General features: G+C 65.5%; 25 protein-coding genes. 3 read left to right on the top strand and 22 right to left on the bottom strand.

The features are described 5' to 3' along the window. Nucleotides 1-54: 54 nt before the first annotated feature. Together ccmB and ccmA are read right to left on the bottom strand one after the other, a co-directional pair. Nucleotides 55-726 carry a heme exporter protein CcmB gene (ccmB, locus tag BZL41_RS05780; protein ID WP_084336172.1) on the bottom strand — a complete coding sequence of 224 codons (672 nt, stop codon included), beginning with the start codon at nucleotides 724-726 and terminating at the stop codon, nucleotides 55-57. Beyond that, nucleotides 723-1,373 (bottom strand): cytochrome c biogenesis heme-transporting ATPase CcmA, encoded by a 651-nt coding sequence (gene ccmA, locus BZL41_RS05775; RefSeq protein ID WP_095598409.1) that lies wholly within the window; start codon nucleotides 1,371-1,373, stop codon nucleotides 723-725. Before ccmA ends, ccmB begins: the two co-directional genes overlap by 4 nt. 137 nt (nucleotides 1,374-1,510) lie before the next feature. Here ccmA and BZL41_RS05770 point away from each other — a divergent pair, with 137 nt between their 5' ends. Together BZL41_RS05770 and BZL41_RS05765 are read left to right on the top strand one after the other, a co-directional pair. Continuing rightward, on the top strand, nucleotides 1,511-3,055 hold the full coding sequence (locus BZL41_RS05770) for a flagellar hook-length control protein FliK (protein ID WP_095598408.1): 1,545 nt from the start codon (nucleotides 1,511-1,513) through the stop codon (nucleotides 3,053-3,055). Further along, the gene (locus BZL41_RS05765; protein ID WP_095598407.1) at nucleotides 3,052-3,387 is read left to right on the top strand and encodes an EscU/YscU/HrcU family type III secretion system export apparatus switch protein; all 336 of its coding nucleotides are present in this window, start codon (nucleotides 3,052-3,054) and stop codon (nucleotides 3,385-3,387) included. The genes BZL41_RS05770 and BZL41_RS05765 overlap by 4 nt, the downstream gene beginning before the upstream one ends. Before the next feature lie 14 nt (nucleotides 3,388-3,401). Here the strand turns inward: BZL41_RS05765 and BZL41_RS05760 are convergent, their stop codons facing one another. From BZL41_RS05760 to flhA, 15 genes are all read right to left on the bottom strand, one after another. Beyond that, entirely contained in the window at nucleotides 3,402-3,833 is a 432-nt protein-coding gene (locus BZL41_RS05760; RefSeq protein WP_095598406.1) for a rhodanese-like domain-containing protein, read from the bottom strand. Nucleotides 3,834-3,968: 135 nt separating this feature from the next. Then, nucleotides 3,969-4,382 carry a DUF2802 domain-containing protein gene (locus BZL41_RS05755; protein ID WP_084336176.1) on the bottom strand — a complete coding sequence of 138 codons (414 nt, stop codon included), beginning with the start codon at nucleotides 4,380-4,382 and terminating at the stop codon, nucleotides 3,969-3,971. Nucleotide 4,383: 1 nt separating this feature from the next. Then, the gene (locus BZL41_RS05750) at nucleotides 4,384-4,863 is read right to left on the bottom strand and encodes a chemotaxis protein CheW (protein WP_084336177.1); all 480 of its coding nucleotides are present in this window, start codon (nucleotides 4,861-4,863) and stop codon (nucleotides 4,384-4,386) included. 76 nt (nucleotides 4,864-4,939) lie between these two features. Further along, nucleotides 4,940-5,785 (bottom strand): CheW domain-containing protein, encoded by an 846-nt coding sequence (locus tag BZL41_RS05745; protein WP_095598405.1) that lies wholly within the window; start codon nucleotides 5,783-5,785, stop codon nucleotides 4,940-4,942. Between the two features lie 87 nt (nucleotides 5,786-5,872). Next, nucleotides 5,873-6,661, bottom strand: a complete 789-nt coding sequence (locus BZL41_RS05740) for a ParA family protein (RefSeq protein WP_095598404.1) — start codon at nucleotides 6,659-6,661, stop codon at nucleotides 5,873-5,875. Nucleotides 6,662-6,711: 50 nt separating this feature from the next. After that, the gene (gene motD, locus BZL41_RS05735; protein WP_095598403.1) at nucleotides 6,712-7,599 is read right to left on the bottom strand and encodes a flagellar motor protein MotD; all 888 of its coding nucleotides are present in this window, start codon (nucleotides 7,597-7,599) and stop codon (nucleotides 6,712-6,714) included. Nucleotides 7,600-7,626: 27 nt separating this feature from the next. Next, nucleotides 7,627-8,367, bottom strand: a complete 741-nt coding sequence (locus BZL41_RS05730) for a flagellar motor protein (protein WP_095598402.1) — start codon at nucleotides 8,365-8,367, stop codon at nucleotides 7,627-7,629. Nucleotides 8,368-8,383: 16 nt separating this feature from the next. Then, nucleotides 8,384-9,472, bottom strand: a complete 1,089-nt coding sequence (locus BZL41_RS05725) for a chemotaxis response regulator protein-glutamate methylesterase (RefSeq protein ID WP_095598401.1) — start codon at nucleotides 9,470-9,472, stop codon at nucleotides 8,384-8,386. Nucleotides 9,473-9,517: 45 nt separating this feature from the next. Beyond that, nucleotides 9,518-11,746, bottom strand: coding sequence for a chemotaxis protein CheA (locus BZL41_RS05720; RefSeq protein WP_095598400.1), 2,229 nt, complete (start codon nucleotides 11,744-11,746; stop codon nucleotides 9,518-9,520). Nucleotides 11,747-11,809: 63 nt separating this feature from the next. Continuing rightward, nucleotides 11,810-12,598 carry a protein phosphatase CheZ gene (locus BZL41_RS05715; protein WP_095598399.1) on the bottom strand — a complete coding sequence of 263 codons (789 nt, stop codon included), beginning with the start codon at nucleotides 12,596-12,598 and terminating at the stop codon, nucleotides 11,810-11,812. Nucleotides 12,599-12,617: 19 nt separating this feature from the next. Continuing rightward, a complete protein-coding gene (locus BZL41_RS05710) occupies nucleotides 12,618-12,992 on the bottom strand; it encodes a chemotaxis response regulator CheY (RefSeq protein WP_170837201.1) in 375 nt (124 codons plus the stop codon). Nucleotides 12,993-13,071: 79 nt separating this feature from the next. Next, nucleotides 13,072-13,818 carry an RNA polymerase sigma factor FliA gene (gene fliA / locus BZL41_RS05705; protein ID WP_095598398.1) on the bottom strand — a complete coding sequence of 249 codons (747 nt, stop codon included), beginning with the start codon at nucleotides 13,816-13,818 and terminating at the stop codon, nucleotides 13,072-13,074. After that, entirely contained in the window at nucleotides 13,815-14,654 is an 840-nt protein-coding gene (gene fleN / locus BZL41_RS05700; protein WP_174706134.1) for a flagellar synthesis regulator FleN, read from the bottom strand. Before fleN ends, fliA begins: the two co-directional genes overlap by 4 nt. Nucleotides 14,655-14,900: 246 nt before the next feature. Further along, on the bottom strand, nucleotides 14,901-16,211 hold the full coding sequence (flhF, locus tag BZL41_RS05690; protein WP_095598395.1) for a flagellar biosynthesis protein FlhF: 1,311 nt from the start codon (nucleotides 16,209-16,211) through the stop codon (nucleotides 14,901-14,903). An 11-nt stretch (nucleotides 16,212-16,222) separates the two neighbouring features. Beyond that, entirely contained in the window at nucleotides 16,223-18,349 is a 2,127-nt protein-coding gene (flhA, locus tag BZL41_RS05685; protein ID WP_095598394.1) for a flagellar biosynthesis protein FlhA, read from the bottom strand. A 232-nt stretch (nucleotides 18,350-18,581) separates the two neighbouring features. Here flhA and sodC point away from each other — a divergent pair, with 232 nt between their 5' ends. Beyond that, nucleotides 18,582-19,103 carry a superoxide dismutase family protein gene (gene sodC, locus BZL41_RS05680; protein ID WP_095598393.1) on the top strand — a complete coding sequence of 174 codons (522 nt, stop codon included), beginning with the start codon at nucleotides 18,582-18,584 and terminating at the stop codon, nucleotides 19,101-19,103. Between the two features lie 245 nt (nucleotides 19,104-19,348). Here sodC and flhB read toward each other — a convergent pair whose 3' ends face one another. From flhB to fliO, 5 genes are read right to left on the bottom strand one after another with little or no spacing between them, the layout of a single operon-like run. Beyond that, nucleotides 19,349-20,485 (bottom strand): flagellar biosynthesis protein FlhB, encoded by a 1,137-nt coding sequence (flhB, locus tag BZL41_RS05675; protein WP_095598392.1) that lies wholly within the window; start codon nucleotides 20,483-20,485, stop codon nucleotides 19,349-19,351. Between the two features lie 3 nt (nucleotides 20,486-20,488). Further along, the gene (gene fliR, locus BZL41_RS05670) at nucleotides 20,489-21,265 is read right to left on the bottom strand and encodes a flagellar biosynthetic protein FliR (RefSeq protein ID WP_095598391.1); all 777 of its coding nucleotides are present in this window, start codon (nucleotides 21,263-21,265) and stop codon (nucleotides 20,489-20,491) included. A 58-nt stretch (nucleotides 21,266-21,323) separates the two neighbouring features. Beyond that, entirely contained in the window at nucleotides 21,324-21,593 is a 270-nt protein-coding gene (fliQ, locus tag BZL41_RS05665; protein WP_084336193.1) for a flagellar biosynthesis protein FliQ, read from the bottom strand. Nucleotides 21,594-21,618: 25 nt separating this feature from the next. Further along, nucleotides 21,619-22,395: a flagellar type III secretion system pore protein FliP gene (gene fliP / locus BZL41_RS05660; RefSeq protein ID WP_095598390.1), complete on the bottom strand. Its 777-nt coding sequence runs from the start codon at nucleotides 22,393-22,395 to the stop codon at nucleotides 21,619-21,621. After that, complete coding sequence (fliO, locus tag BZL41_RS05655; protein WP_095598389.1) at nucleotides 22,395-22,829, bottom strand: flagellar biosynthetic protein FliO; 435 nt, start codon at nucleotides 22,827-22,829, stop codon at nucleotides 22,395-22,397. The genes fliP and fliO overlap by 1 nt, the downstream gene beginning before the upstream one ends.

Raw genomic sequence — 22,829 nt, 5'->3', positions numbered from 1 at the left:
GCCGCCCGCGAGCCCGGATGGCGAAGCCCATCGGCCTCTTCGGCTCGCTCCCGCTCACTCGCCCACGCTGATGGTCAGCCCGGCGGCGATCGCGAACGGAGTCAGGGTGACCGCCAGGGCGGTCAGGCTGGCCAGCCACAACAGGTGGCCGGCCGCCGGCAATCCTTGCAGGGCCGCCTGTAGCGCCCCGCTGCCGAGGATCAGCACCGGGATGTACAGCGGCAGAATCAGCAGCGCCAGCAGCAGGCCGCCGCGCTTGAGACCGACGGTCAGCGCCGCGCCGACCGCGCCGAGCAGGCTCAGCACCGGCGTGCCGAGCAGCAGCGAAAGCAGCAGCACCGGCAGGCAGCGGGCCGGCAGCCCGAGCATCAGTGCCAGCAACGGGGCCAGCAGGACCAGCGCCAGCCCGGAAAACAGCCAGTGTGCCAAAACCTTGGCCAGCACCAGAAGCGGCAGGGGGTGCGGCGAAACGACCCACTGTTCGAGGGAGCCATCCTCGAAATCGCTGCGGAACAGGCCGTCCAGCGAGAGCAGCACGGCGAGCAGCGCGGCGACCCAGACCAGCCCCGGCGAGAGGGTCTGCAACAGTTGCGTCTCGGGCCCCACCGCCAGGGGGAACAATGCGATCACGATAGCGAAAAACACCAGGGGATTGGCCAGCTCCGCCGGACGGCGACAGAGCAGCCGAGCCTCGCGGGCGAGCAAGAGTGTGAAGACATTACTCATGCGCGGTGCTGTCCCAGGTCAAGGTCGCGATAGCCGGCGGGCTTTTCCGTCAGCGTGTGGTGGGTGGTCAGTACCACCAGCCCACCCTGCTCGCAGTGCCGGGCCAGGTGGCTTTCCAATTGCGCCACGCCCTGCTTGTCGAGGGCGGTGAAGGGTTCGTCGAGAATCCACAGCGGCGGCGGATCGAGATACAGCCGGGCCAGGGCGACGCGGCGCTGCTGGCCGGCGGACAGGGTATGGCAGGGGACGTCCTCGAAACCGCGCAGGCCAACGGCCTCCAGCGCCTGCCAGATCGCCTCGCGACCGGCCGGCTGGTGCAGCGCGCAGAGCCAGGTGAGGTTTTCCTCGGCGGTGAGCAGGCCCTTGATGCCCGCGGCATGGCCGATCCACAGCAGGTTGCGCGCCAGCTCGCCGCGTTGGTCGCCTAGGGGGCGGCCGTTCAGGCGCACTTCGCCGGCGGTTGGCTGCATCAGGCCGGAAAGCAGGCGCAGCAGGCTGGTCTTGCCGCTGCCATTGGGGCCGGAGACCTGCAACATCTCACCCGCGGAAAGGCGAAACTCCAGTCGCTCGAAGAGCATGCGCCAGTCCCGCTCGCAGGCGAGCGCCACGGCTTCGAGAAGAGGGCTGGTCACGGCATGGTTACCCATCGGGCGTTCAAGAAGGCGGAGGGCCGGCCGCTATACTGACGCAAGCGCAATGCACGGCCGGCCCGGACGGGGCGGCATTATACATGGCATGCTTCACGCCCGAAGCGGCCATTTTCGACAGGTTGTAAACGGCTCAGATGAACGAGATCAGCGGCGCCCGCCCCCTCCCCTCCGCAACGCCCAGCGTGCGGGCGGCTGCCAGTGCCGCCGACATGGCGGTGAAGCTGTTGCAGCCGCTGGAAGGACTGCTGGCCGCCGGGGAAACCGCCAAGGCCGAGGTGGTGGCGCTGAAGGAGTCGGCGCAGAGCTTCCAGCTACTGCTCCGCCTGACCCTGGACAACGGCCGCCAGACCACCCTGGAGGCCAGTAGCCCCCGCCCGCTGGCCCAGGGCACCGCCCTGGCCGTCACCGCCCTTTCCGATACCCGTCTGCTGCTCGCCCTGCAGGGCGGCGGCGACAAACCGCTCACCCAGCTGGACCTGGAGCAACTGCCGGTCGGTACCCTGCTGCAAGGCAAGGTGGTAGCCAGCCAGCAGATCGCCCAGGCCAAGGCCGAGCAGGCGGTTTACCGGGTGGTGGTCAACCTGCTCAACACCTCCCTGGCCGGCAGCAAGCTATCGCTGGAGACGCCGCTGGCGCTGCCGGTCGGCAGCCTGCTCACCGCCCAGGTGCAAGGCAGCCAGGCGCTGAACTTCCTGCCGCTGAGCGGGCGCCTGGACCAACTGGAACTGGGCCAGCAACTGGCAGCCCAGCAGAATCGCCAGGGTTCGCTGGAGGGGCTGTTCAAGGGATTGCAGGGGATGAGCGGCAAGGCCGGACTTCCCGAAGGATTGCAGGCCGGTATCGACAAGCTGCTTGCCGCCTTTCCCGAGGCCCGGCAACTCACCGACCCCAAGGGACTGGCCCAATCCATGGAGAACAGCGGCCTGTTCCTCGAGACCAAGCTGCTGCACGGCCAGACGGGCAATCTGCCCCAGGACCTCAAGGCCAACCTGCTGCGTCTGGTGGCGCAGATGCTGCCGAACCTGCCGGCCAGCTCGCCGCTGGCCGTGAGCAATGCCAGCGGTGCCCTGGCCCAGGCGCTACCCGCCTTCGTCCGCAATGCCCTGGGCGCGCTTGGCCAACCCAATGCACGCCAGCAGGCACTGAGTTTTCCGCTGCCCTCCAAACTGCTGCAATCCATGGAAGGCGAAGCGGACCTGGAAACCCTGCTGCGCTTGGCAGCCGCTGCCATCTCCCGGCTACAGACACACCAATTGTCCAGCCTGGCGCAGACCCAGACCATGCCGGACGGCACCCTGGTGACCACTTGGCAACTGGAGCTGCCAATGCGCAACCAGCAGGAGCTGGTGCCGCTGCAGGTGAAGCTGCAACGCGAGGACTCACCCAAGGCGGAGAAGAAGGAACAAAAAGAAACCCTGTGGAAGGTGGAGCTGGCCTTCGACCTGGCCCCGCTCGGCCCGTTGCAGGTCCAGGCGCAACTGCTGCGTGGCAGCCTGTCCAGCCAGCTCTGGGCGGAGCGTGTCGGCACCGCGCAATTGATCGGCGAAGAATTGGAGACCCTGCGCGAACGGCTGGTGGCGGCCGGGCTGACGGTCGGCGAGCTGGCCTGCCGCCAGGGCGTCCCACCCCAGGGACCGCGCACCCAACTGGAACAGCGCTGGGTGGACGAAACCGCATGAAAAAACGCCAAGCTCCCCGCCAGGCCATCGCCCTCAACTACGACGGGCAGAACGCCCCGACGCTCAGCGCCAAGGGCGACGACGAACTGGCCGAAGCCATCCTCGCCATCGCCCGCGAGCATGAAGTGCCGATCTACGAGAACGCCGATCTGGTGCGCCTGCTGGCTCGCCTGGAACTGGGCGAGGCCATTCCCGAAGCGCTCTACCGCTGTATCGCCGAGATCATCGCCTTCGCCTGGTACCTCAAGGGCAAGGCGCCGGCGGGGTTTGGCGAGGATCGGGATGTCACCCCGTCCACGCTTCTGCTGGAAGGTCCGGATACCGCGAAGTAGATCGCGAACTCCGCCTACGGCCTGAACGCCACCACTTCCCCGGCCAACCCCTTGCCTTGCGGCAGGTCGTAGAGCTGCCAGGCGAAGTACCCCTCGCGGAAGTAGAACACCTGCTCGTAGCCCCACTCCACCGCCAGGGCGGCAGCCAGGGCGCCGCGGGGGCAGACTTCGCTGTCGCAGTAGATCACCAGCGGTATCCCGCGTGGCCAATGCGGCATCGCCAGACCGGAAAAGCGTTCGGCCAGATCCAGATGGACCGCGCCATGCACATGGCCCCAGCTCCACTCCCGCGACGGGCGCACGTCGATGAAGACCGCTCCCAGGTCATAAAGCCGCTTGGCCTGCTCCACGTTCACCGTGACCGCGCCTTGCACTTCCAGCGGGGCCTCTTGCGCCTGGCCGTAGAGCGGCAAGGCGACCAGCAACACCAGCAGTGTCCTCAGCATGACAGCCCTCCTCCCGGACGGAGGGCCCGGAAATCAACGGAAACCAGCGGGCAGGCACGCGGACGCGCCGGAATCCCGCAGTAAAGTCTTGGAGGGGGTATACGGCCGGGGGTTCCGGCGCGGGGACAAACGGGCTCAGCTTTTGCGGCGTTGCGCCTGATGCAGCTTACTGACCAGCTCGGCTTCCGCCTGGGTCAGCCCACAGGATTGGGTCAAGTCTTCGACACTGGCGCCCATCCCCACCAGGCGAGCGGCCTGGGTAAAGGACAGGCTGGAAGGATCGCGCTGTTCCATCTGGTTCAGCTTGTCCGGCAGCGGCGCGACGATGCGGCGCAGCTCCTGCAGCTCTTCCCCCATGCGCACGCTGCCGGTGAGGTAGGCATCCAGGCGCTTGCTCAGTTCCTTGATGCGCTGGTCGCGCAGGGCATCGCGGGCGTCACGCTCCACCTGCCAGCGCGCATGCTCGCGCTGGTTCGTCAGCAGCCACAGGCAGGTGCCGGTCAGCAGCAGGCAGAGGGTGATCAGGGCCCCCAGCGCGATCTCGATCAACTCAGATACTCTCCAGTTCGGACCATTCCTCTTCGCTCATCATCTTGTCCAGCTCGACCAGGATCAGCAACTCGCCGTTCTTGTTGCAGACGCCCTGGATGAACTTGGCCGATTCCTCGTTGCCGACGTTCGGCGCGGTTTCGATCTCCGACTGACGCAGGTAAACCACTTCGGCGACGCTGTCGACGAGGATGCCCACCACCTGCTTGTCGGCCTCGATGATGACGATGCGGGTGTTGTCGGTGACCGGCGCCGGAGCCAGGCCGAAGCGCTGGCGGGTATCGATCACGGTGACCACGTTACCGCGCAGGTTGATGATCCCCAGCACGTAGCTCGGCGCACCCGGCACCGGCGCGATTTCGGTGTAGCGCAGCACTTCCTGGACCTGCATCACGTTGATGCCATAGGTTTCGTTGTCCAGGCGGAAGGTCACCCATTGCAGAATCGGATCTTCGGAACCTTGTGCGGACGTTTTCTTCATATCGCCAACCTCGTTTGAGCCGCTCGCCGCGGCATGTCCGGTGTTCGGGCACCGCGCAGGCGGTGCCCCTGGAAAGTCAATGCGGCTTGCCGCCGTTCATGCGCTTGACCGCGCCACTGGCGATCAGCTCCGCCAGCGCGGATACATCGAGCAACGCGCACATGTGTTCGATCACCGTACCGGCGAGCCAGGGCCGCTGGCTGCGCTGGGTACGCCATTTGATCTCGCTCGGGTCGAGGCGGATCGAACGGCTCACCTGATGCACAGCCAATCCCCACTCGTAGCCCTGCACGGAAATCACATATTGCAGTCCTTCGCGGAAATCGTCGCGGTAGCGGTCGGGCATCACCCAGCGTGCGGTATCCAGCACCTTCAGGTTGCCCGCCTGGCACGGCAGTATGCCGAGGAACCAGTCCGGCTGTCCGAACAACGGCGTCAGCTCCTGGCCCGCCAGCGGATAGATCGATCCCAGGCAGACCAGCGGCACCGCGAGGGTCAGCCCGGCGACGTCGAACAGCAGGCATTCGAACGGCTCGTCGGCCCAGGCCGGACGCTCGTCGAGGCGCAACGGTGCCGGTTCGCTCTTCGGCGGCACATGGACATCGGCCAGCGGCTCGACCACGGCCGGCGTGGGTACCGGCGCCTCCACGACGGGCTCCGGCATGCGCACGGTAGGCAGCACCGCCGGACGCACTTCGGCCAGCACCGGCCGGGCCACCGGCTCGGCCTGGGCGACGGGAGCGACAGGCGCGGCGGCAGGCACCAGCCGGGCGTCACGCACCTGCTCTTCGAGCACGGCCGCCTCGAACTCGTCGAGGTCGACGCTTTCCGCCAGTTCGACGGAAGCCTCCTGCAGCAAGGCATCCAGATAGGACTGCAAGGCCTGCTGGGGGCGGGTAACGGTAGCGACAGAACGGCTCATGGGGCGAATCCGCGAATATGACCTGAACAGCCTATCGGCCGGACAGGGCTCAGACTTGAGTGACACTTGTCAGCATAGGCCAGCATCTCAGGCCACCTGTGCCGATGTCTGCTGGCCGAGCAGGTGCTTGAGCAAGGCGCGGTAGGCCAGCACGCCCCGGCTCTTGTCGTCGTGCTGCGATGGCGTGACTCCGGCCCGGCTGGCATCGCGCAGGCGCGTATCGATCGGAATGTAGGCCGGCCAGAGGTGCTCGGGGTAGGTGTCGCGCAGCACCCGCAAGGTCCCCAGGGACGCCTGGGTGCGGCGGTCGAACAGGGTCGGCACGATGGTGTAGGGCAACGCCTGCTTGCGCGAGCGGTTGATCATCGCCAGGGTACTGACCATCCGCTCCAGTCCCTTCACGGCGAGGAACTCGGTCTGCACCGGGATCACCAGTTGCTGGCTGGCAGCCAGGGCGTTGACCATCAACACGCCGAGCAGCGGCGGGCTGTCGATGATGGCGTGGTCGAAATCCTGCCAGAGCTGCGCCAGGCTCTTCGAAATCACCAGGCCCAGGCCCGCCTGTCCGGGCGACTGGCGCTCCAGAGTCGCCAGCGCGGTGCTCGACGGCAGCAGGGCGATGCGCTCATGGCTGGTGGGCAGCAGCAGTTCCCGCGGCAGGCCCTGGGGCACGTTGCCCTGATGCTGGAACAGGTCGAAGACGCTGTGCTCCAGGGTGTCGGGATCATGCCCGAAATAGCTGGTCATGGACCCGTGCGGATCGAGGTCGACGACCACCACGCGCTTGCCGGCGTCGGCCAGCAGGCCCGCCAGTGCGATGGAAGTGGTGGTTTTGCCGACGCCACCTTTTTGATTGGCTACTGCCCAGACTCTCATGCTTCTCGTCCTTCCGGCCGACGTTGTCGCCGAAACTGTGCGCCCGCCCCTCAGGGGGCCGACGACGGGGAATTGACGGCACCGCCTTCGGGTGCCTGCGCTGCTGGCGCCGGTGCAGGTTGCGTGCCAGCCCGCCGCAGCGCATCGTCCGGCCGGGCATTGGCGCTGCCCACGCCGCTCACGCTGCGGCGCACGTCCAGGTTGCGCGAAATCACCAGGACCACGCGCCGGTTGCGCGCCCGCCCCTCCGGCGTGGCGTTGTCCGCCACCGGCTGGAATTCGCCATAGCCGACCGCCGCCATTCGTCCGGGGTTGACCCCTTCGTTCGCCATCATCCGCACGATACTCGCTGCCCGTGCCGCCGACAGCTCCCAGTTGGTCGGATATTCGCGCGTGCGAATCGGCTGGTTATCCGTGAAGCCTTCCACGTGTACCGGGTTCTGGTAGGGCGCCAGAATCTTGGCGACCTTCTCGATGATGGCGAAGGCCGCATCGTGCGGGATCGCATCGCCACTGGGGAACAGCAGCGCCGAGTTCATCTCGATTTCCACCCACAGCTCGTTGCCACGCACCGTCAACTGGTCCGACTGGATCAGGTCGCCGAATGCCTCGCGCATGCTCTGGGCGATGTCCTGCAACGGATCGGCGCCGGGGTCGTCGACGGCGATGTCGCTACGGTCGTTCTCTTCCACCTCTGAGCGTGCCGGCTCGGTAGTGCGCGGCCGCTCTTCGCCCACCGGAATCGGCTTGATCGAGCGGTCCGGCTGGTTGAACACGCCGACCAGGGTCTCCGAAAGAATCTTGTACTTGCCCTCGTTGATCGAGGAAATCGAATACATCACCACGAAGAAGGCGAACAGCAGGGTGATGAAGTCGGCATAGGAGACCAGCCAACGTTCGTGGTTCTCGTGCTCCTCGTGGTTGCGCCGGCGCGGCATGCTTCACTCCCCAGGCTCGTGCGAGCCTCAGTCCATGAAGCCCTGCAGCTTCAGTTCGATGGAGCGCGGGTTCTCGCCTTCGGCGATCGACAGGATGCCTTCCAGGAGCATTTCGCGGTAGCGCGACTGACGCTGGGCCACGGCCTTGAGCTTGTTGCCGGCCGGCAGCAGCAGCAGGTTGGCGAAGCCCACGCCGTAGATGGTGGCGACGAAGGCCACGGCGATGCCGTTGCCGAGCTGGCTGGGGTCGGCCAGGTTGCCCATCACGTGGATCAGGCCCATGACCGCACCGATGATACCGATGGTCGGGGCGTAGCCGCCCATGCTCTCGAACACCTTGGCGGCCTGGATGTCGCGGCCCTCCTGGGTGTAGAGATCGACTTCGAGAATGCTGCGGATGGCCTCGGGCTCCGCGCCGTCCACCAGCAGTTGCAGGCCCTTGCGTGCGTAGGGGTCGGGTTCGGCGTCGGCGATCGGCTCCAGGCCGAGCAGCCCTTCCTTGCGCGCCGTCATGCTCCAGCCAACCACCCGGTCGATGCCGCCAGCCAGATCGATCCGCGGCGGGAAGACGATCCAGCGCAGCACCGTCAACGCCCGCTTGAACACGCTCACGGGCGTCTGCAGGAATGCCGCGCCCAGGGTCCCGCCTACCACGATCAGCGCCGCCGGCCCGTTGAGCAGGGCCGCGGCGTGCCCGCCTTCCAGGTAGTTGCCGCCGATGATGGCGACGAAGGCGAGGATGACCCCGATGAGGCTGAGGATATCCATCAGCGGCTATCCCTCATCACAGGCAGGCCTCGGTCAGGTGCCGGCCGATGTCGTCCAGGCCGTAGATGGCGTCGGCCAGGTTGGCCTTGGCCACGGCCATGGGCATGCCGTAGATCACGCAGCTCGCCTCGTCCTGGGCCCATACCTGGCTGCCGCTCTGCTTGAGCATGCGCGCGCCTTCGCGGCCGTCGGCCCCCATCCCGGTGAGCACCACGGCAAGAACCTTGTCGTTGAACGACTTGGCCGCCGAACCGAAGGTGATGTCGACGCAGGGCTTGTAGTTGAGGCGCTCATCGCCGGGGAGGATTTTCACCACCCCGCGCGGGTCGACCATCATCTGCTTGCCGCCGGGCGCCAGCAGGGCCAGGCCAGGACGCAGCATGTCGCCGTCCTCGGCCTCCTTGACGCTGATCCGGCAGAGCTTGTCCAGGCGCTCGGCGAAGGCCTTGGTGAAAGCTGCCGGCATATGCTGGATCAGCACGATGGGTGCCGGGAAGTTGCCCGGAAGCTGGGTCAGCACGCGCTGCAGGGCGACCGGCCCGCCGGTGGAGGTACCGATGGCCACCAGCTTGTAGGCCTTACGCTTTGGGGCGGGCGAGCCTCCCGTCGGCGCTGCCGGGGCCGGCGCGGCGGGTGCCGGGCGCGCCGGAGCGCTGCTGGTCGGGCTGGCGGCGGCCGGGCTCGGGCTGAAGCTGCTGTAGCGGCGGTTGCTGCGCGCGATGGTGTGGACCTTCTCGCAGAGCAGTTGCTTGACCTTCTCCGGGTTGCGCGAGATGTCCTCGAAGTTCTTCGGCAGGTAGTCCACCGCGCCGGCGTCCAGGGCATCCAGGGTGACGCGGGCACCTTCGTGGGTCAGCGAGGAGAACATCAGGACCGGCGTCGGGCAGCGCTGCATGATGTGCCGAACCGCAGTGATGCCGTCCATCATCGGCATCTCATAGTCCATGGTGATGACGTCCGGCTTCAGCGCCAGCGCCTGATCGATCGCCTCGCGGCCGTTGGTAGCCGTGCCGACCACCTGGATATTCGGGTCGGCGGAAAGGATTTCCGAGACGCGGCGACGGAAGAAGCCGGAATCGTCCACCACCAGAACCTTGACTGGCATAAACACTCCTCACAGGCGCTGGACAGAACCAGACCACCAAGTCAATCAGATACGGCGAGCGTAGCGCTTGAGCATGCTCGGCACGTCGAGAATCAGGGCAATGCGGCCGTCGCCGGTAATGGTGGCGCCGGACATGCCAGGGGTGCCCTGGAGCATCTTGCCCAGCGGCTTGATTACCACTTCTTCCTGGCCGACCAGTTGATCGACGACAAAGCCGATGCGCTGGGTACCTACCGAGAGGATCACCACGTGCCCCTCGCGCTGCTCTTCATGGGCGGCGTCGCGCACCAGCCAGCGCTTGAGGTAGAACAGCGGCAGCGCCTTGTCGCGCACGATCACCACTTCCTGGCCGTCCACCACATTGGTGCGCGACAGGTCGAGGTGGAAGATTTCGTTGACGTTGACCAGCGGGAAGGCGAACGCCTGGTTGCCCAGCATCACCATCAGGGTCGGCATGATCGCCAGGGTCAGCGGCACCTTGATGACGATCCGCGAGCCCTGCCCCTTCTGCGAGAACACGTTCACCGTGCCGTTGAGCTGGGAAATCTTGGTCTTCACCACGTCCATGCCGACACCGCGGCCGGATACGTCGGAAATCTCGGTCTTGGTCGAGAAGCCCGGGGCGAAGATCAGGTTGTAGCACTCCAGCTCGGTCAGGCGATCGGCCGCGTCCTTGTCCAGCAGGCCTTTTTCCACGGCCTTGGCGCGCAGGATGTTGGCGTCCATCCCTTTGCCGTCGTCGCTGATCATCAGCAGGATGTGATCGCCTTCCTGCTCGGCGGACAAGACGACCCGGCCAGTACGCGGCTTGCCGGCGGCCTCGCGCTCTTCCGGCGACTCGATGCCGTGGTCGACGGCGTTGCGCACCAGGTGCACCAGGGGATCGGCCAGGGCCTCGACCAGGTTCTTGTCGAGATCGGTCTCTTCGCCCACCAGCTCCAGGTTGATTTCTTTCTTCAGGTTGCGCGCCAGGTCGCGAACCAGGCGCGGGAAGCGGCCGAAGACCTTCTTGATCGGCTGCATGCGGGTCTTCATCACCGCGGTCTGCAGGTCGGCGGTGACCACGTCGAGGTTGGACACGGCCTTGGCCATGGCCTCGTCGCCGCTGTTCAGGCCCAGGCGCACCAGGCGGTTACGCACCAGCACCAGCTCGCCGACCATGTTCATGATCTCGTCCAGGCGCGCGGTATCGACCCGCACCGTGGTTTCCGCTTCGCTGGCCGCGGCCTTCTCGCCAGCGGCAGGCGCCGGCGCGGCGGACGCCGGTTTGGCCGCCTCGGCGGGCTTGGCGGCCGGCTTGGCCGGCGCGGGTTTGCTGGCGGCAGCCGGTTTCGGCGCGGCAGCCGGCTGGGCAGCGGGCTTAGCTGCGGCAGCCGGTTTCTCCGGCGCGGCCTCGGCGGCCGGCGGAACGAACTTGCCCTTACCGTGAAGCTGGTCGAGCAGCGCTTCGAATTCGTCGTCGCTGATCTCGTCGCCGCCTGCGGCCGGCGCGGCGTTGGAAGACGGTGCGACGGCCGGTTTTTCCAGCTCGGCTTCAACAGCCGGCGGAACGAACTTGCCCTTGCCGTGAAGCTGGTCGAGCAGCGCTTCGAACTCGTCGTCGGTGATCTCGTCACCGCCTGCCGCCGGTGCGGCAGGCGCCGGGGCCTCCGCCTTGGGCGGCTCGGCATTGAACTGGCCCTTGCCATGCAACTGGTCGAGCAGCGCCTCGAATTCGTCGTCGGTGATTTCATCGCTCGCCGCGGCAGCGGGCGCGGCTTCGGCCTGCGGCTCGCCCAGGGCGTCGAGCAATTGCTCGAATTCGCTGTCGGTGATATCGGCGGAGGATGCTTCCGGCTCGGGCTCGGCTGCCGCGGCGGGCGCTTCGGCGGCCGGCTCGTCGCCGGCCGGTTCGGCCAGTCGGGCCAGGGCCGCCAGCAGCTCGGGCGATGCAGGCGTCGGTTCGGTGCGGTCGCGCACCTGGCTGAACATCTCGTTGACAGCATCCAGCGCTTGCAGGACGACGTCCATCAGCTCCGCATCGACGCGGCGCTCACCCTTGCGCAAGATGTCGAATACGTTCTCGGCAATGTGGCAGCACTCCACCAGCTCGTTCAGCTGGAGGAAGCCCGCGCCGCCCTTGACCGTATGGAAGCCACGGAAAATGGCATTGAGCAGCGCCATGTCGTCGGGGCGGCTTTCCAGCTCAACCAACTGCTCGGACAATTGCTCGAGAATCTCGCCGGCCTCTACCAGGAAGTCCTGGAGGATTTCTTCATCGGCGTCGAAGCTCATGTTGTGTTCCCCTAGGGCGTGTTCACAGTGGATGACGACCCGCGTGGACGCTGCGATGCGTCCTTAGAATCCCAAGCTGGATAGCAGATCGTCGACATCGTCCTGACCGGATACGACGTCATCACGCTTATCGGCATGAATCTGCGGACCTTCACCCCTGGAAGGTTCTTTTTGTTTTGCCTGCTCGGCGCGCAGCGTTTCGTGATCGTGCTGGATACCGGCGAAACGGTCGACCTGGCTGGCCATCAGCACCAGTTTGACGAGGTTGCTTTCCACCTCGGTGACCAGTTGGGTGACGCGCTTGATGACTTGGCCGGTGAGGTCCTGGTAGTCCTGCGCCAGCAGGATGTCGTTGAGATGGCCGGACAGCTTGTCGCTGTCGCGCTCGCTACGGGCGAGGAACAGTTCGATGCGCTTGGCCAGCTCGCGGAATCCGTCGGCGCCGATTTCCCGGCGCATGAAGCGCCCCCAATCGGCACTGAGGCTCCTGGCTTCGTCGTTGAGGTCATTGACCAGCGGCGCGCACTCTTCCACCAGGTCCATGGTGCGGTTGGCCGCGCGCTCGGTCATCTGCACCACGTAGGAGAGGCGCTCGGTGGCATCGGCGATCTGCGAGACCTCCGTGGCGTGCGGTACGCGGGGGTCGATCTGGAAGTTGACGATGGCATTGTGCAATTCGCGGGTGAGTTTGCCGACTTCCTGATAGAGCCCGTGGTCGCGCGCCTGGCTCAGTTCCTGGATGATCTGGACAGCCTTGCCGAACTGCCCCTGCTCCAGGTTATCGACCAATTCGCGTGCATGATTTTTCAGGGTCGACTCGAAGTCACCCGGTGTGGAGTCTTTGTGATCCATAGGGCCCTCGCGGCTGTCGTCAGCCGTTAACACGCTCGAAGATCTTTTCGATCTTCTCTTTCAGCACCTGGGCCGTGAACGGCTTGACCACATACCCGTTTACGCCGGCTTGCGCGGCCTCGATGATCTGATCGCGCTTGGCCTCGGCGGTGACCATCAGCACCGGCAGGTGCTTCAGGCGCTCGTCGGCGCGCACCGCGCGCAGCAGGTCGATGCCGGTCATGCCGGGCATGTTCCAGTCGGTGACCAGGAAGTCGAAGTTGCCGCTCTGCAGCATCGGCAGCGCGGTGGTGCCGTCGTCCGCCTCGGCGGTGTTGGTGAACCCCAGATCGCGCAGGAGGTTCTTGATGATCCGTCTCATCGTCGAAAAGTCATCCACGATGAGGATTTTCATGTTCTTGTCCAAGTCGACCTCCACAGTCCTGAACGGGCCCGGCACCCGGCCCCGCGTGCAATCGTGAAATCGGCGCCGTTCAGCGCGCCCGCCATTCGCCCAGTCGCGCGCGCAGGCGTGCGGCGCACTGGCTGTGCAGCTGGCTGACCCGCGATTCGCTGACCCCCAGCACCTCGCCGATTTCCTTGAGATTCAATTCTTCGTCGTAATACAACGCCAATACCAGACGCTCGCGCTCCGGCAGGTGGGCGATGGCGTCGGCCAGCGCCGCCTGGAAACGTTCGTCTTCCAGATCGCGTGAGGGCTCGGGATGGGTACTGTCGCTGTCTTCGCGCAGCTCGCCGTGCTCCCCTTCCTCCAACAGATCGTCGAAGCTGAACAGACGGCTGCCCAAAGTGTCGCTCAGGATGCCGTAGTAATCTTCGAGACTCAATTGGAGTTCGGCCGCAACCTCGTGATCTTTAGCGTCGCGCCCGGTTCTCGCTTCGATTTTCCGGATCGCGTCGCTGACCATGCGGCTATTGCGGTGCACCGAGCGCGGTGCCCAGTCGCCCTTGCGTACCTCGTCGAGCATCGCGCCACGGATGCGGATACCGGCGTAGGTCTCGAAACTCGCGCCCTTGCCGGAGTCGTATTTCTTCGCCGCCTCGAGCAGGCCGATCATCCCGGCCTGCATCAGGTCCTCCACCTGCACGCTGGCCGGCAGGCGGGCCAGGAGGTGGTAGGCGATCCGCTTGACCAGAGGCGCATAGCGTTCGATCAACTGATGTTGCGAGTCCTTCGCCTGTGCCTTGTTGTACATACGAAGTCCACTGGCTGGTGTCATACGGTTGAGTCTGCAGCTGGCTGCACCAAGCGTTCGACGAAGAACTCCAGATGGCCGCGCGGGTTGGCCGGCAGCGGCCAGGTGTCGACCTTCTGGGCTATCGCCTTGAACGCCAGTGCGCACTTCGAGCGGGGGAATGCCTCATAGACCGCTCGCTGTTTCTGCACGGCCTTGCGAACGCACTCGTCGTAAGGCACCGCTCCCACATACTGCAGGGCTACATCGAGGAACCGGTCAGTCACCTTGGTGAGCTTAGCAAAGAGATTGCGGCCTTCCTGGGGGCTGTGGGCCATATTGGCGAGCACCCGGAAACGGCTCATGCCGTAATCGCGGTTGAGCAGTTTGATCAGCGCGTAGGCGTCGGTGATGGAGGTCGGCTCGTCGCAGACCACCACGATCACCTCCTGCGCCGCGCGCACGAAGCTCACCACGCCGTCGCCGATGCCGGCTGCGGTGTCGATGACCAGCACGTCGAGGTTGTCGCTGATGTCGCTGAATGCCTGGATCAAGCCGGCATGCTGCATGGGCGAGAGCTGGACCATGGCCTGGGTGCCGGACGACGCGGGCACGATGCGGATGCCGCCGGGCCCCTGGATCAGCACGTCGCGCAAGTCGCATTCGCCATTGATGACGTCAGCCAGGGTGCGCTTGGCGGTGAGGCCAAGCAGCACGTCGACGTTGGCCAGCCCGAGGTCGGCGTCCAGCAGCATCACCCGGCGACCGAGGTCGGCCAGGGCCAGGGACAGATTCACCGACACATTGGTCTTGCCGACGCCGCCCTTGCCGCCGGTCACCGCGATCACCTGTACGGGATGCATACTACCCATGTTCTTCACATACCTTGTCTTGGAGCCTGTCTACGATCCACTGCGCGCTGCCCGTGGCGTTGCGCTGGCTGCTCTGTTGCACGCGTCGCTGCGTGACGCTGTCACCCGTCTCCTGACGGCTTTCCGACGCGGCCCGTGTCGCGACAGGCCCTTGCTTCCGGGGCCACGAATGGCTCCGCTCGGCTCGTCCTGAGCGGTTCATGGCCGATCCTTGTGCCGGACCGCCGCGGTTCCAGCGGCGATCCTGGACGATTCCTACCCGGCACGGCGCGCCGGATTCTGATAGAGGCCGGCGAACATGTCGGCCATGGCCTCTTCGCTCGGGTCTTCCGGTGCTTGCAGGCTGACGGCGCGGCTGACCAGCTGATGACTGCGCGGCACGTGCAGATCATCCGGGATACGCGGCCCGTCCGCCAGATAGGCTACCGGGAGATACTGGCCTATAGCCAGCCCCAAAACTTCGCCGAGGCTGCCCGCCTCGTCCAGCTTGGTCAGAATGCAGCCCGCCAGACCACAGCGCTTATAGCTATGGTAGGCCGACTTCAGCACCTGGCTCTGGCTGGTTGCCGCCAGCACCAGATAGTTACGGGCTTTGACACCGCGTCCGGCCAGGCTTTCCAGTTGCATGCGCAGGGCCGGGTCGCTGGCCGGCAGACCAGCAGTATCGATCAGCACCACGCGCTTGCGTGCCAGCGGCGCCAGGGCTTGGGTCAACGACTGGCCGGGATCGACCATGGTCACCGACACATTGAGGATGCGGCCGAGGGTCTTCAGTTGCTCCTGGGCGCCGATGCGGTAGCTGTCCATGCTGACCAGGGCGATATTCTGCGCGCCGTACTTCAGCACATAGCGCGCCGCCATCTTGGCCAGGGTGGTGGTCTTGCCCATGCCGGCCGGACCGACCAGGGCGATCACGCCGCCCTCTTCCAGCGGCTCGACCTGCGGGGTCTTAATCGCATGCGACAGGTGCGCCAGCAACATGCGCCAGGCCTGGCGCGGCTCCTGTACCGAGGACACTTTCTCCAGCAGGACGCGGGACAGCTCGGCCGGCAGGCCCATGCGCTGCAGGCGGCGCCACAGGCTGGCCTGTTGCGGACGGCGGTTCTGCAACTGCCCCCAGGCGATGGAGCCGAGCTGCACTTCGATCAGTTCGCGCAGGCCGTTCAGCTCGGAGCGCATGGCTTCCAGGGCGCGGTTGTCGGCCGGAGCGGCCGCCGGCGCCGGTGCGACGGGTTTCTGGCGCAGCGCGGCAGCCAACGGGTCGGCCTTAGCCTCCGGCTGGACGCCGAGCAATTGACGGTCCTTGCCGGCATCGCTCTGCGCGCGGGTGGTCAGTTCGGCATGCGCCGAAGCGATCTTCGCCTGGGTCTTGCGCAGCTCGGCCTCCAGCGCCGGATTCGGCTGGCGGGCCGGCTCGGGCGGCAGTTGGTAGTCCAGCGCAGCGGTCAGCTCGACGCCGCCAGCAACCCGGCGATTGCCGATGATGGCCGCGTCCGCACCGAGTTCATCGCGAACCAGCTTCATGGCTTGGCGCATATCGGCGGCGAAAAAGCGTTTGACTTGCATGGTTTGGGACCTCAACCGTTCTGACCCACGGTGGCGACGATAGTGACCTGCTTGTTATCCGGGATTTCCTGGTAGGCCAACACATGCATGTTGGGCACTGCCATTCGAGCGAACCGCGAGAGCATCGCCCGGATCGGACCGGCCACCAGCAGGATCGCTGGCTTGCCGAGCATTTCCTGGCGCTGCGCGGCTTCCACCAGAGAACGCTGCAGCTTCTCGGCCATGCCGGGTTCGAGGAGGATGCCATCCTCGGAGCCCTGACCGGCCTTCTGCAGACTATTGAGCAATATCTGTTCCAACCTGGGCTCGAGGGTGATCACAGGCAGCTGCGGCTCTAGTCCCACAATGCTTTGCACGATCGAGCGGGACAGCGCGACCCGTACCGCCGCCACCATGGCGGCGGGATCTTGACTCTTCGGCGCCACGTTCGCGAGGGCTTCGGCGATGCTGCGCATGTCGCGCACCGGCACCTGTTCCTGCAGCAGCGTCTGCAGCACCTTGAGCAGCGTGGACAGCGAGACCATCCCCGGCACCAGCTCCTCGGCCAGCTTCGGCGAACTCTTGGCCAGCAGTTGCATCAGTTGCTGGACTTCCTCGTGGCCGAGCAGCTCGTGGGCATGCTTGTGCAGGATCTGGTTGAGGTGGGTGGCTACCACGGTGCTGGCATCGACCACGGTGTAGCCGAGCGATTGCGCCTGGTCGCGCTGGTTCGGGTCGATCCACACGGCGTCCAGGCCGAACGCCGGGTCCTTGGCGGCCACGCCGCTGAGGGTGCCGAACACCTGGCCGGGGTTGATCGCCAGCTCGCGGTCCGGATAGACCTCCGCCTCGGCCACGCTGACGCCCATCAGGGTCAGGCGGTAGGCGTTGGGTAGCAGGTCGAGATTGTCGCGGATGTGCACCGACGGCATCAGGAAGCCCATCTCCTGGGAGAGCTTCTTGCGAACGCCCTTGATCCGCGCCAGCAATTGGCCGCCCTGGTTGCGGTCCACCAGGGGAATCAGGCGGTAACCGACCTCCAGGCCGACCATGTCCACCGGGGTCACGTCATCCCAGCCCAGTTCCTTGACCTCCTGGGCCTTCTGCGCCGGCAGCAGCTCCTGCTGGCGCTGGACTTCCTTGGCCGCTTCCTCCTTCACCTGCTTCTGGCGATGCCAGATCCAGTAGGCGCCGCCGGCAGCCATCAGGCCGAGGCCGATGAAGGACACGTGCGGCATGCCGGGTACCAGGCCCATGGCAATCAGGATCGCGGCGGACACCGCCAGCGCCTTGGGCGAGGCGAACATCTGCCGGTTGACCTGCTGGCCCATGTCTTCCGAGGTGGAAACACGGGTCACCATGATGGCGGCGGCGGTGGACAGCAACAGCGAGGGAATCTGCGCCACCAGGCCGTCACCGATGGTCAGCAGAGCATAGACCTGGCCGGCATCGGCGAAGCCCATGGAATGCTGGGCCATGCCGATGGCAATACCGCCGAGCAGGTTGATGAAGAGAATCAGCAGGCCGGCGACGGCGTCGCCGCGGACGAATTTGCTGGCACCGTCCATGGAACCGTAGAAATCGGCTTCCTGGGCCACTTCGGACCGACGCTTCTTGGCCTCGACCTGATCGATCAGGCCGGCGTTGAGGTCGGCGTCGATGGCCATCTGCTTGCCCGGCATGGCGTCCAGGGTGAAACGCGCGCTCACCTCGGAGATACGTCCGGCGCCCTTGGTGACCACCACGAAGTTAATGATCATCAGGATGGCGAACACCACCACGCCGACCACGTAGTTACCGCCGATCACCACTTCGCCGAAGGCCTGGATCACCTTGCCCGCGGCATCGCCGCCGTCATGGCCGTGGAGCAGTACGACGCGGGTGGAGGCGACGTTCAGCGCCAGGCGCAGCAGGGTGGCGACCAGCAGGATGGTGGGGAACACGGCGAAGTCCAGCGGGCGCATGGCGTACACGCAGACCAGCAGAACCACGATGGACAGGGCGATGTTGAAGGTGAACAGCACGTCCAGCAGGAACGGCGGCACCGGCAGGGTCATCATGCCGAGGATGACCAGCAACAGGATCGGCACTCCCAGGTTGCCGCGCCCCAGCCCTGTGAGGTTGCTGCGCATGTTGGTCAACAGTTGCGTGCGATCCACCCGTTTCTCCCACCTGCCCGTTCAAACTTTTGACACTGAATGCGTCACGTCACCCCTTGTGCAAGAAGCTTTCCACTTTGCTTAAGTTTTTGAACCGAGGGCTATTTCATGGCTGACCGAAGGTATGAAGCCCAGTTCCCAGTGGAGGCCGAGAACCCCGCGCGAGAACGGCAGTCTTTACTTACCGGGCGCGCATGACCCGCCCTTTCCCAGACGAAGGAGTTCAAACCTCATGAAACAATGGATGATCGCAGCGCTCGCCGCCTGCTCCGCCATGAGCCTGCATGCCGAGACCCTGTCCATCACCGTCAATCAGGTGAGCGCCGATGGCGTTGGCGACAAGGTCGGTACGGTCAGCGTCGAGCAGACCCCCTATGGCCTGGTATTCCGCCCGTCCCTGCAAGGCCTGCAACCCGGCATTCATGGCTTTCATATCCACACCAACCCCAGCTGCGACGCCGCGCCGAAGGAAGGCAAGCCGTCCGCCGCGGAAGCCGCCGGCGGCCACTGGGACCCGAACAACACCGGCAAGCACGGCGAACCCTGGGGCGACGGCCACTTGGGCGATCTGCCGGCGCTCTACGTTACCAACGACGGCAAGGCCGAACAGCCGGTCCTCGCCCCGCGCCTGAAGAACCTCGACGAAATCAAGGGCCATGCCCTGATGCTGCACGCTGGCGGCGACAACCACGCCGACCACCCGATGCCCCTGGGTGGCGGTGGGGCTCGAGTGGCCTGCGGAGTCATCAAGTAGCGGCGGAAAGCTGCAAGCCAGATTAGACCACTACAGTTTTATTCTGGCCGATAGTTGCTGTGTAGCCCGGACCTCCGTCCCCTCACCCTAACCCTTTCCCCAGAGGGAGAGGGACTGAAGAGCAACTTCCGAACCTTCGGAGCCCGCACAGACTGCCCCTCGCCCCTTTGGGGAGAGGGTTGAGGGCGCCCGGCATAGGGTGAGGGGGCGGAACGTCGGCAAGTACGTCACACAGGCCCGCCACCTCACTCATCCCGCCGTAAATCCGGCGGAATCGGCAAGTCCGGCAGCGGGCCGGGGCGTTTGCCCTTGCCGGCGCGGTATTGCTTGATCTGGTAGACGTAGGCCAGCACCTGGGCCACGGCCAGGTAGAGTCCCGCGGGGATTTCCTGGTCCAGCTCGGTGGAGTAGTACACCGCCCGCGCCAAGGCCGGCGATTCCAGTACCGTCACCTTGTGTTCCTGGGCGATTTCGCGAATTTTCAGGGCGAGGAAGTCGCCGCCCTTGGCCAGCAGCACCGGCGCGTTCCCCTTGGCCGGGTCGTATTTCAACGCGACAGCGAAGTGCGTGGGGTTGGTGATCACTACGTCTGCCTCCGGCACCGCTTGCATCATGCGACGCTCGGCGGCCTGGCGCTGCAACTGGCGGATCTTCGCCTTGACCTCGGGCTTGCCCTCTGCGTCCTTGTACTCGTCGCGGACTTCCTGCTTGGTCATCATCAGCTTCTGCTTGTTGTCCCAGAGCTGGAACGGCACATCCACCGCAGCGATCAAAATCAAGCCGCAGGCCATCCACAGTGCGCTCCAGCCCACCACCTGGACGCTGTGCAGGATCGCCGGTTCCAGCGGCTCGTGGGCGATCGCCAGGAGATCGTCGCGGTCCGCCGACAGCACCAGCAGCGCCACGATCAGAACCACCGCGAACTTGGCCAGGGCCTTGAGCAGCTCGACCAGGGCGCGGACGGAAAACATGCGTTTGATCCCTTCCCAAGGATTCATCCGGCTGAACTTCGGTGCCAGGGCCTTGGTGGAGAACAGCCAGCCGCCCAGCGCGATCGGCCCGGCGATCGCCGCGATCAGCAACGTCATGAATAGCGGCAGCAGTGCGTGCAGGGCGGCCTCCCCCGAGGCGAGGAACCAGAGTGCCATGCTGCGCTCGTCCATGAGAATGTCACGGGACAACGAGAAATTGGCGCTCATCACCCGCATCAGGGTATCGGCCAGGCTGCCGCCCGTGGCGAGCAGACCGCCCGTCCCCCCGAGCAGGACGGCCAGCGTGTTGAGTTCCCGCGAACGGGCGATCTGGCCTTTTTCCCGGGACTCGCGCAGGCGTTTCGCTGTGGGTTCTTCGCTGCGGTCCTGGCCGCTGTCGCTCTCAGCCATGGTTCACCTCGCCTGCGCCACGTCGCGCAGCAGTTGCAGGGCTTCGCTGGCGAGGGTCTGGTACTGCGCCAGGATATCGGCCATGCCGATCCAAACGATGACCATGCCGAGCACCAGGGTCATGGGAAAACCGATGGAGAAGATGTTCAGCTGCGGCGCAGCGCGGGTCATCACACCGAACGCCAGGTTGACCACCAGCAGCGCGGTGATGCCCGGCAGCACCAGCAGCAACCCGGCACCGATCACCCAGCCGAGCTTGCCGGCGATCAGCCAGTGCTGGTCGGTCAGCAATCCGCCCCCCGGCGGCAGCGTCACGAAGCTTTCCGACAATACCTCGAACACCACCAGATGGCCGTTCATGGCGAGGAACAGCAGGGTTACCAGCATGGTGAAGAACTGGCCGATCACCGGTACCGAGATGCCGTTGGTGGGGTCGACCATGGAGGCGAAGCCCAGGCCCATCTGCATCGCCAGGATCTGCCCGGCGACAATGAAGGCGTGGAAGAACAGTTGCAGGACGAAGCCGAACATGGCACCGACGAGGATTTCATGGCCGATCAACAGCAGCGCGCGCAGGCTGAGCGCATCCACCTCGGGCATGGGCGGCAGGTTCGGGACCAGCACCACGCAGATGGCCAGGGTCAGGTACAGGCGGATACGCATGGGCACCAGTTGCGTCCCCACCACCGGCATGGTCATCAGCAACGCGCCAATGCGAAACAGTGGCAGCAGGAACGCGCTGACCCAACCGCCAATCTGCTCCGCGCTCAGTTCGAACATGACCGCCCCGACGGGATGGGCAGGCGGGTATCGATTGGCAGGAACGCGCGCATGCCGGTCAACCGATCAACTGGGGAATGTTCTGGATCAGGGTCTGGGTGTACTCGATCAACTGACGGGTCAGCCAGGGACCGGCCCAGATCAGGGTGAGCATGATCACCAGCAGGCGCGGCAGGAAGCTCAGGGTCTGCTCGTTGATCTGCGTCGCCGCCTGGAACATCGCTACCAGCAGGCCCACCAGCAGGCTCGGCACCACCAGCACGCCGACGATCAGGGCAGTCAGCCAGAGCGCCTCGCGAAACAGGTCTATCGCCACTTCCGGGGTCATACGCCTACACCTCCCGCTTCGTGTCCTAAAGGGTGCCGAAGCTGCCGGCCAGGGTACCGATAATCAGCGCCCAGCCGTCCACCAGGACGAACAGCATGATCTTGAACGGCAGGGAAATGATCAGCGGCGACAGCATCATCATACCCATCGCCATCAGCACGCTGGACACCACCAGGTCGATGATCAGGAACGGGATGAAGATCATGAAGCCGATCTGGAACGCGGTTTTCAGCTCCGAGGTGACGAACGCCGGGACCAGGATGGTCAGAGGCGCCTGGTCGGCACTGATGATGTCGGTGCGCTTAGACAGGCGCACGAACAACTCCAGGTCGGAGGAACGGGTCTGCGCCAGCATGAATTCCTTCAGCGGTACCTCGGCCCGGGCGATCGCCTGCTGGGCCGGCAATTGCTGGTTCAGGTACGGCTGCAGGGCCTCGCGGTTGATCCGCTCGAACACCGGCGCCATGACGAACAGGGTGAGGAACAGGGCCAGGCCGATCAGGATCTGGTTGGACGGCGTCTGCTGTAGCCCCAGGGCCTGACGCAGGATGGAAAAGACGATGATGATACGGGTGAAGCTGGTCATCAGCATGACGAACGCCGGGATAAAGCTCAGCGCCGTCATGATCAGCAGGATTTGCAGGCTGACCGAGTATTCCTGCTGCCCTTCCGGGTTGGTCGACAGGGTGATAGCCGGCACCGAGAGCGGGTTGTCGCCCTGGCCGAACAGCGGCCCGCCTTCCTGGCCGAAGGCCAGCGGGGCCGCTACCACAAAGAGTAGGGCCAGGAGGATGCGCAGCATCAGGTCTTGTCCTTCTGATCCTTGCCCAGCAGTTCCATCAGGCGCTGGGCGAACTCCGGCGTGGCCGGCTCCGCGTCCGGCAGGTGCACCGGCTCGCTCAAGACATGCAGGGTGCTGATGCGCCCGGGCGTCAGGCCCAGGAGAATCTGCTCGCTGCCCACCTGGACCAGCAGCAGACGCTCACGCGCGCCCAGCGGCTGGCTGGCCAGCAGCTTGATGACCTGGCCGCCGCGCGGGCCGATCCGCTGTACCCGGCGCAGCAGCCAGCCGAGCAGGAAGATCAGGCCGACCACTAGCAACAGGCCGAGCAGCAGTTGTGCCAGTTGCCCACCGACGCCGCCATTGGCGGCGACCGGAGCCGCGGCCTGCGCCGCCGGCTCGGCGGCCAGTGCGCCCAACGGCAGTACGAGGAACAGGAAAAGGAGTCTGAACAT

The organism is Pseudomonas sp. PIC25, assembly GCF_002286785.1.
Taxonomy (GTDB): Bacteria; Pseudomonadota; Gammaproteobacteria; order Pseudomonadales; family Pseudomonadaceae; genus Pseudomonas_M.
This window is presented reverse-complemented; position numbering and strand designations above follow the sequence as displayed.

Excerpts from the sequence above, each read along its gene's own strand:
- ccmB (WP_084336172.1), bottom strand. The coding sequence starts at position 726 with ATGAGTAATGTCTTCACACTCTTGCTCGCCCGCGAGGCTCGGCTGCTC.
- ccmA (WP_095598409.1), bottom strand. The coding sequence starts at position 1,373 with ATGGGTAACCATGCCGTGACCAGCCCTCTTCTCGAAGCCGTGGCGCTC.
- BZL41_RS05770 (WP_095598408.1), top strand. The coding sequence starts at position 1,511 with ATGAACGAGATCAGCGGCGCCCGCCCCCTCCCCTCCGCAACGCCCAGC.
- BZL41_RS05765 (WP_095598407.1), top strand. The coding sequence starts at position 3,052 with ATGAAAAAACGCCAAGCTCCCCGCCAGGCCATCGCCCTCAACTACGAC.
- BZL41_RS05760 (WP_095598406.1), bottom strand. The coding sequence starts at position 3,833 with ATGCTGAGGACACTGCTGGTGTTGCTGGTCGCCTTGCCGCTCTACGGC.
- BZL41_RS05750 (WP_084336177.1), bottom strand. The coding sequence starts at position 4,863 with ATGAAGAAAACGTCCGCACAAGGTTCCGAAGATCCGATTCTGCAATGG.
- BZL41_RS05745 (WP_095598405.1), bottom strand. The coding sequence starts at position 5,785 with ATGAGCCGTTCTGTCGCTACCGTTACCCGCCCCCAGCAGGCCTTGCAG.
- BZL41_RS05740 (WP_095598404.1), bottom strand. The coding sequence starts at position 6,661 with ATGAGAGTCTGGGCAGTAGCCAATCAAAAAGGTGGCGTCGGCAAAACC.
- motD (WP_095598403.1), bottom strand. The coding sequence starts at position 7,599 with ATGCCGCGCCGGCGCAACCACGAGGAGCACGAGAACCACGAACGTTGG.
- BZL41_RS05730 (WP_095598402.1), bottom strand. The coding sequence starts at position 8,367 with ATGGATATCCTCAGCCTCATCGGGGTCATCCTCGCCTTCGTCGCCATC.
- BZL41_RS05725 (WP_095598401.1), bottom strand. The coding sequence starts at position 9,472 with ATGCCAGTCAAGGTTCTGGTGGTGGACGATTCCGGCTTCTTCCGTCGC.
- BZL41_RS05720 (WP_095598400.1), bottom strand. The coding sequence starts at position 11,746 with ATGAGCTTCGACGCCGATGAAGAAATCCTCCAGGACTTCCTGGTAGAG.
- BZL41_RS05715 (WP_095598399.1), bottom strand. The coding sequence starts at position 12,598 with ATGGATCACAAAGACTCCACACCGGGTGACTTCGAGTCGACCCTGAAA.
- BZL41_RS05710 (WP_170837201.1), bottom strand. The coding sequence starts at position 12,992 with ATGAAAATCCTCATCGTGGATGACTTTTCGACGATGAGACGGATCATC.
- fliA (WP_095598398.1), bottom strand. The coding sequence starts at position 13,818 with ATGACACCAGCCAGTGGACTTCGTATGTACAACAAGGCACAGGCGAAG.
- flhF (WP_095598395.1), bottom strand. The coding sequence starts at position 16,211 with ATGCAAGTCAAACGCTTTTTCGCCGCCGATATGCGCCAAGCCATGAAG.
- sodC (WP_095598393.1), top strand. The coding sequence starts at position 18,582 with ATGAAACAATGGATGATCGCAGCGCTCGCCGCCTGCTCCGCCATGAGC.
- flhB (WP_095598392.1), bottom strand. The coding sequence starts at position 20,485 with ATGGCTGAGAGCGACAGCGGCCAGGACCGCAGCGAAGAACCCACAGCG.
- fliR (WP_095598391.1), bottom strand. The coding sequence starts at position 21,265 with ATGTTCGAACTGAGCGCGGAGCAGATTGGCGGTTGGGTCAGCGCGTTC.
- fliQ (WP_084336193.1), bottom strand. The coding sequence starts at position 21,593 with ATGACCCCGGAAGTGGCGATAGACCTGTTTCGCGAGGCGCTCTGGCTG.
- fliP (WP_095598390.1), bottom strand. The coding sequence starts at position 22,395 with ATGCTGCGCATCCTCCTGGCCCTACTCTTTGTGGTAGCGGCCCCGCTG.
- fliO (WP_095598389.1), bottom strand. The coding sequence starts at position 22,829 with ATGTTCAGACTCCTTTTCCTGTTCCTCGTACTGCCGTTGGGCGCACTG.